At 59.4% G+C, this 6,392-nt stretch carries 8 protein-coding genes; 4 read left to right on the top strand and 4 right to left on the bottom strand.

Annotation, left to right across the window (positions count from 1 at the left end; all coding sequences use genetic code 11):
* The coding region (locus tag Q0M35_RS16320) for an inorganic phosphate transporter (protein ID WP_295317310.1) at positions 1–707 on the top strand (707 nt) is incomplete at its 5' end.
* Positions 708–1,012: 305 nt separating this feature from the next.
* On the opposite strand, the gene Q0M35_RS16315 is transcribed toward Q0M35_RS16320, so the two are convergent.
* The 4 genes from Q0M35_RS16315 to Q0M35_RS16300 form a co-directional block, all read right to left on the bottom strand.
* Positions 1,013–1,438 carry a DUF4345 domain-containing protein gene (locus Q0M35_RS16315; RefSeq protein ID WP_295317306.1) on the bottom strand — a complete coding sequence of 142 codons (426 nt, stop codon included), beginning with the start codon at positions 1,436–1,438 and terminating at the stop codon, positions 1,013–1,015.
* Between the two features lies 1 nt (position 1,439).
* On the bottom strand, positions 1,440–2,300 hold the full coding sequence (locus Q0M35_RS16310; protein WP_295317299.1) for an NAD(P)H-binding protein: 861 nt from the start codon (positions 2,298–2,300) through the stop codon (positions 1,440–1,442).
* 452 nt (positions 2,301–2,752) lie between these two features.
* Positions 2,753–3,763, bottom strand: coding sequence for an AraC family transcriptional regulator (locus Q0M35_RS16305; protein WP_295317297.1), 1,011 nt, complete (start codon positions 3,761–3,763; stop codon positions 2,753–2,755).
* Positions 3,764–3,863: 100 nt separating this feature from the next.
* Positions 3,864–4,277: a cytochrome c gene (locus Q0M35_RS16300; protein ID WP_295317295.1), complete on the bottom strand. Its 414-nt coding sequence runs from the start codon at positions 4,275–4,277 to the stop codon at positions 3,864–3,866.
* A 244-nt stretch (positions 4,278–4,521) separates the two neighbouring features.
* Here Q0M35_RS16300 and Q0M35_RS16295 point away from each other — a divergent pair, with 244 nt between their 5' ends.
* From Q0M35_RS16295 to Q0M35_RS16285, 3 genes are all read left to right on the top strand, one after another.
* Positions 4,522–5,511: an aldo/keto reductase gene (locus tag Q0M35_RS16295; RefSeq protein WP_295317293.1), complete on the top strand. Its 990-nt coding sequence runs from the start codon at positions 4,522–4,524 to the stop codon at positions 5,509–5,511.
* Positions 5,512–5,768: 257 nt separating this feature from the next.
* Positions 5,769–5,906, top strand: a complete 138-nt coding sequence (locus Q0M35_RS16290; RefSeq protein WP_295317289.1) for a hypothetical protein — start codon at positions 5,769–5,771, stop codon at positions 5,904–5,906.
* Between the two features lie 36 nt (positions 5,907–5,942).
* Positions 5,943–6,086 carry a hypothetical protein gene (locus Q0M35_RS16285; protein ID WP_295317286.1) on the top strand — a complete coding sequence of 48 codons (144 nt, stop codon included), beginning with the start codon at positions 5,943–5,945 and terminating at the stop codon, positions 6,084–6,086.
* The last annotated feature ends 306 nt before the right edge of the window (positions 6,087–6,392 follow it).

The following is a 6,392-nucleotide window of genomic DNA, read 5'->3' as shown; positions in this document are numbered from 1 at the left end:
TCTTTACGGTCCCTTTGATCTTTGCCGCGGCTCTTTTAAGCTTTGCGCACGGGGCGAATGATGTCGCCAATGCGGTCGGTCCGCTTGCCGGGATCAACGAAGCCATTTCCGAAGGCGGCATATCCGCAAAAGCCGGCATTCCTGTCTGGGTCATGGCGGTCGGTGCCATCGGTATATCGCTGGGGCTGGCGCTTTACGGGCCCAAGCTCATCCGCACGGTTGGCAGCGAGATCACCGAACTCGACAAAATCCGCGCCTTCTGCATCGCCATGGCGGCCGCGATCACGGTGATTATCGCGTCACAACTCGGGCTGCCCGTCAGCTCGACCCATATCGCTGTGGGGGGTGTCTTCGGTGTTGGGTTTCTGCGCGAATACATCAAATCGAGCTATGCGCGTATGCTTGATGAAATACGCAGCCACCATGCCGACAGTGATCCGAAAGCTGTCGAGGAGTTTCTCGCGCGGTTCAATGCGGCCGACGTGAGCGCAAAGGGGGAAATGCTGCGCGACATGAAAGCACAGGCCTCAGCCGATCGTTTGCTTGGCAAAAAGGAAAGACGTGCACTGGGTCGTGTACATCGTGTCGAACTGGTGAAACGTAACCTTCTGCTGCGCATTGCAGCGGCCTGGATAATCACCGTTCCGGTCGCGGCGGTGCTTGCCGCGATGTTCTTTTTTATGATCCGTGGGATGCTCCTGCCATAGGGCGGGAAAAGATCGCGTCCGCGACCGCAATGATCAGCGATGCGCCCGCAATACCTGGAAAGAGCGTCATGAAAACCCGGCAATACACCTGGGGGTCGACGACCTGCGTGGCCCTCATGCCGCCCGTACCACTGGTGAGTAAGAGCGACCGCATAATTGAATCTGAAACACCGGAAAATCGCCGCCGGGGAGCGCGCGGGCAGGGACAGCGGACGGAGTGAGGACTGAACTGCGGGGTCACAGACAACAGATCCATATCTGAATGAGAAAAGGGGGCGCGCGCACCCCCCCCGTTATCCATATGCTCAGGCGGTGCGTGGCTGTGTACCCCGGGACCCTCGCGGTCGAAGTCTGCGGCAGAAGGCAGCGAGGCAGAGCACCGCAATCAGCACTTCCAGGATCAGTGCGCCGAGTATGCCGGTCGGGGGAGGGCCATCGATCACCACCCCCATGAGCCGTCCGGCGGGAAAGGCCAGATACACAGTCAGAGCCACGGCAATCGAGATCTGAGCGACCGCGGGGCGCACAATGCCCAGCAGCATCAGCATACCAAGAGCAGCAAGCCCCGCCGCCGGTGCCCGAAGCTCGCTGAGCAAACCGGGGTCCTGCACAAAAGTGATGCCGTAGCCTGCATAAAACGCCTCAGGTGCAGCAAGGATAAAGCAACCAATGCCAAGGGCCGTAACGCCTGAGACACCCAGTGCGAGTTTTTGAAAAACCGTGAGAGTCATATCAGATCCCTTCAGAGACGACGTGCACAGGCTCTGCCGCCGCAACCGACCAGCACCCGGATCTGGCCGCGTGTGTGGCGAAATCTGCAAAGTTGCGTGCGGGACGGCCCAGTGCGCGCTGCACACCGTCGGTGAGAGTGGCATTTCGCCCGTCCAGAGTCTCGCGGGCAATCGCGGTAAAAACGTCCGCTACGAACCTGCCGCCTGACCGGGCGATATTTGCATGAAAATCTGCAAAGCTGATCGGGGTGTGCCGGATGTCGCGCCCGGTCGCTGCGGTAAGAATTGCCGCCATATCGGCAAAGCTCAGCAGCTCAGGTCCCGTCACCTCGTAGAGTTTACCTTTGTGGCCGTCTTCGGTCAGAGCGGCCACGACGACGTCCGCAATGTCCTCAACATCGATGATAGGCTCGGTTACGTCGCCGCCGGGCGCAGGCAGAAGGCCTGCCAGAACCGGATCACGCAGGTACCCTTCACTGAAATTCTGCGCAAACCAGGCCGCGCGCACGATGGTAAAATCCACGCCCGAACTGCGCACAACGTCTTCGCCATGCTGTGCATGATGCTCGCCGCGCCCGGAGAGCAGGACGAGATGCCCGACACCGGCGTCTTTTGCTGTTTCACAGAGCGAGTCCAGCTTGTCCACAGCACCCGGAAAAGCAAGATCGGGGAAATAGGTAATGTAGGCTGATGTCACGCCTTCAAGGGCCGGAGCCCAGGTTTCGGGCGCCTCCCAGTCGAACGGTGTCGCCGACTTGCGCGATCCGCGGCGCACGCGGACGCCCCTGGCGTCCAGTTTGGCGGCGACGCGGCTGCCGGTTTTGCCGGTCGCGCCGATAACAAGTGTAAGGTTGTTGCTCACGTGTTTCTCCTTTCGGTCAAAGTGATGGACCCCGGGATAATCGACGGCACGTCCGGTGGTATTGACCGCTCGCGCCACAGTTTTGACCCTCGCGGCCAGATCGCGGCCAGATCGCGGCCAGATCGCGGCGATCGCAGCGCGGGAAAGGCGGCTCCCGGTGTGGCAGGTCTCCCGCAGCCTGCGTACCCGGTCGATATGGACGCGTGGCGGTCAGGTGGTTTCCGGCGCGGTCGGTGCGATCGAAACTGCTCTGGTCTGCGCGCCGTCAAGTACCCGCGAGGCTGACGGCGCAGAATGCGAACAGCCGGTATCAGATCTCAGACAGGCAACAGAGACAGCCACCATCCGGTCTCTGCTTCCGCCGATGAATTGCGTATTTGAAGGCAGAAAACGGCGCTGCACGGACCAACAGAATGAGCGTCAGTGCGAGATCCCCGAGCGCAGGTGCATCTTTACGCCTGGTTCAGTCTGATCTGCTTGCGGTAACTGGCCGGGGTCTCGCCGAGCCATCGCCTGAACGCCCGTGTAAAAGAGCTTTGCTCGGAAAACCCTGTCAGAAATGCAATTTCGGCGAGCGAATGGTCATTGTCGCGCAAAAGCCCCTCTGCCAGGCTGCGACGCGTGTCCTCGGTCAGGGTCTGGAAGCTCATCCCGTGTTCTGACAACCGCCGGTGAAACGAGCGCGTGCTGAGGCCCAGACCGGCCGCGATATCAGCCATCTTTGGCGTGCCTTCGCTCAGGGCCTGCGCGATTGCATCCCTCGCCTGTGCAACGACAAAGGCTTCTTTGGTAATCTGCGACAGTTCGGCATCCAGATGCGAGATCAGATAGCGCGAAATCCCCTCATCTCCGAGACTGTTCGGCTGCGACAGCATCTCCGGGGCCAGCAGGATCGCGTCAAGCTCTGCACTGAACCGGACCGGGCAGCCAAACCAGTCCTCGTGTGTGGTAACGGATTTCGGGGCAGGGTGCCGGATCAGGACTTCCAGAGGGGTGAACGGTGTCCCGCTGACCTGCCGGGCGAGCGACACGGCACTCGCCAGCGTTGCTTCATTCGACAACCGCATGCCGAGCCGCCGGGGGCCGGGTCGATGAAGAATAAAGAGCGTCCCCGCCGGTGCCGGGCGCAGTTCATATTCGACAACACTGGTCCAGAGCCGTGCATACCGTTCGATCCGGGCGAAGGATGCGCCCAGAATTGTTGCCGCCTTGAACGCCAGTCCCAGTGCGCCGTATTCATCCGGTCGCATCGACGCGCCCACCTGCACCGGCAGGCCGGTCACATCGACCTGGTCTGCGATCTGTTCCAGCATATCGTAATAAAGATCAGCGCAGATCATCACCTTCGGGTCCCAAGGCCCGTCGGGGTCAATACCGGCCTGCTTTAACAGCGCGGAGGCATCGATTTCGTCGCCTGCCGCTGCCACCATCTTTCGCGCAAAGAGTGAGGTAACATAGCCCATGCGCTTAGCATAAACATAAGGCCGGACCGGTCAAAGAGTGCAGCGCCTGTGCGCGCCGGGCCAGAGCCCGCACGCCCGGGCCGCGACGTGCAAACAGCGGTCAGGGCACGTAGCTCGTTGGCGCAGGATCCTGCAGGGCTTCGAGATATGTCACTATTTCAATCAGCTTTTCAGGCACAAGGACGGTCACGCCGTTTCCGGTGTCAAATTCTACCATTTCATTGTCCAGAAAGTTCTCAAAAACCGGCATATCCTCGCGCGAATGCGCGTTGCGGGAGTAGCCGTCTATGATCGACATGATTTCGAGCATGGGCCAGACCCCGTCACGACGCGCGGCAATCCTCGTCAGATCGGCGGGAGGCACGTTCAGATCCCGCGCGACAGGACCGTCGCCCTGACCGGTCACCCCGTGGCAGGCGATGCAGTTGTCAAAGAATAACGCTTTCCCCATGTCCGCGGCCTGCAAAGAGGGTGCAAAGACGATAAACGGGATAAAACAAAATATCTGTTTCATGTGTGACCTGCTTCAGCGAGGTTACACAAGCCTATAGCGACCGAAAAAAACTGCGTTGATCCGGATCAAGCGCAACGACACTCAGGCGTTAACATCTGTGCCGTGAGCACTCGGCATCGGGGTCTTCGTTTGCTTGCCTTATTGTGCCGGAACTGATGCGGACCGGATATTTGCAACGCCGCACCGACTGGAAGCACAGTCAGTTTTCTGCTTCAGATGACGCTGAACAAAAGAGGTGCCGGAAATGGAAAAAAGACAGGTCGGGACGACCGGGCTTGCAATTGATACGCTTGGCCTCGGGGGGGCACCGCTTGGCGGCAATTTCGCTGATCTGGACTACGCCCAGGCGGCGGACCTGATACGCCGCGCGAAAGACGCCGGTATCGGTTACTTTGATACCGCGCCCTGGTATGGATTTGGACGCTCTGAGCGGGTCATGGGGGATATGCTGCGCGGCACAGACTATGTGCTGTCGGATAAAGTGGGGCGCCTTTTGCGACCCGGCGCAGTTGCAGACCCGATGGCGTTTGGCATGGTTGATCCTCTGCCGTTCCACGTGGTGTACGATTACGGCTATGACGGTATTATGCGTGCGTGGGAAGATAATCTTCAGCGTCTCGGGCTTGAGCGGATCGATATTCTGCTCGCCCATGACATCGGTAGTTTCCAGCACGGAGACGACAACGCGCGCCATTTCCGGGATCTTGAAAAGGGCGGCTACCGTGCGATGGATGAACTGCGCAAGGCAGGACAGGTCAGGGCTGTCGGACTGGGGGTCAACGAGAACGAGATCTGCATGGATGCGCTGGGTATTGGCGACTGGGACGTGTTCCTCCTCGCGGGACGCTACACTTTGCTTGAGCAGACGCCCCTCGACACGCTGTTTCCGGCCTGCCGGTCTGCGGGTACGTCAATCATCTGCGGAGGCCCGTTCAACTCGGGCATTCTGGTAGGCCGGGAGATGTGGAACTATGCAAAAGCACCCGAAGAGATCACTCAGAAAGCCCGCGCGCTGAGCGCAGCCGCCGACGCGTTCGATATTCCTCTGGCCGCAGCGGCGCTGCAGTTCCCGCTGCTGAACGATATCGTCACGTCCGTTATACCCGGCCCGCGCAATGCGGCGGAACTTGACCAGATCCTGGACTGGTTTCAGACACCCGTCCCTGCGGCTTTCTGGGCAGCGCTGAAATCAGAAGGCCTGATGGATGAAAGAGCGCCAGTGCCATCAGGCTGAGCATAGCTTTGTTGCCTTCAGACAGATCGTAAACTGACATTCACAACGTTGGACCCCCTGTGCCGTTCAGAAACCACCGGGAATAATCAACAGGAAATAATTGACGCGCCGTCACCCGAGGGTTCTCTCGGGACCAAAGATGCAGCGCACCGCAGTGTTAACAAGGCGGGAATTCGCCAGGCAGGAGTCCGCGTATTGGTGCCGCCGGCGACAGGCCTTAACATTACAGCCACAGGCAGTAATAAAGGCGCGCCGATATGAGCAGCTACCAGAACCGGACATCTCAGATCACCACCACAGCAGACAAGGCCTTGCTTCTGGTAGGGGCCGTTCTGGCTGCTGCCGCCTTTCTTACAGGATATGGTTTTTTACTGAACACCTTCCTGAATGGTTAAGGTCGGGCAGGGGACGAAGCCGATGAGACCCGTATTATGAAAGCAAAACCCGATCAGTCGCGTGATGCGTCAGCGATGACATTCCTGGAAAAGCTGGTATGGGCGCTGGCTCTGGCGACCGCCGGAATTGCTCTGTTCACGGCGGGCGAGGTTGTGCTCGTCGCTTATCTGAACGCCTGACCCGGCACGGGATTTAACACCGGAACCCAGAGCCGATCGCGCAACGTCGCGCACCTCCGGCGTCACGCAAATATGAATATAATCCCGTCGTTGCCCGTCGTTTCAAAGCCGGAACAGATTTCCATCGGTTTAGTTTGAAGTCCGGGTCAGACACCCGTGGTACAGGTCAGGGATCAATGAGAATGCTGCCCAGAACCTCAACCGATCCTGCTGCCGCGCGAATGATCAGCACTTCACCAGAGCGCGTACCGCGACCTGTCAGGCCTGAGATGTTCACCTGGTGAGTGACCAGCATTAACCGGCCAT

This window comes from Roseobacter sp., from assembly GCF_024639605.1.
Lineage (GTDB): Bacteria > Pseudomonadota > Alphaproteobacteria > Rhodobacterales > Rhodobacteraceae > Roseobacter.
The sequence above is the reverse complement of the archived record's forward strand: the minus strand, read 5'-3'. Positions and strand labels throughout refer to the sequence as shown.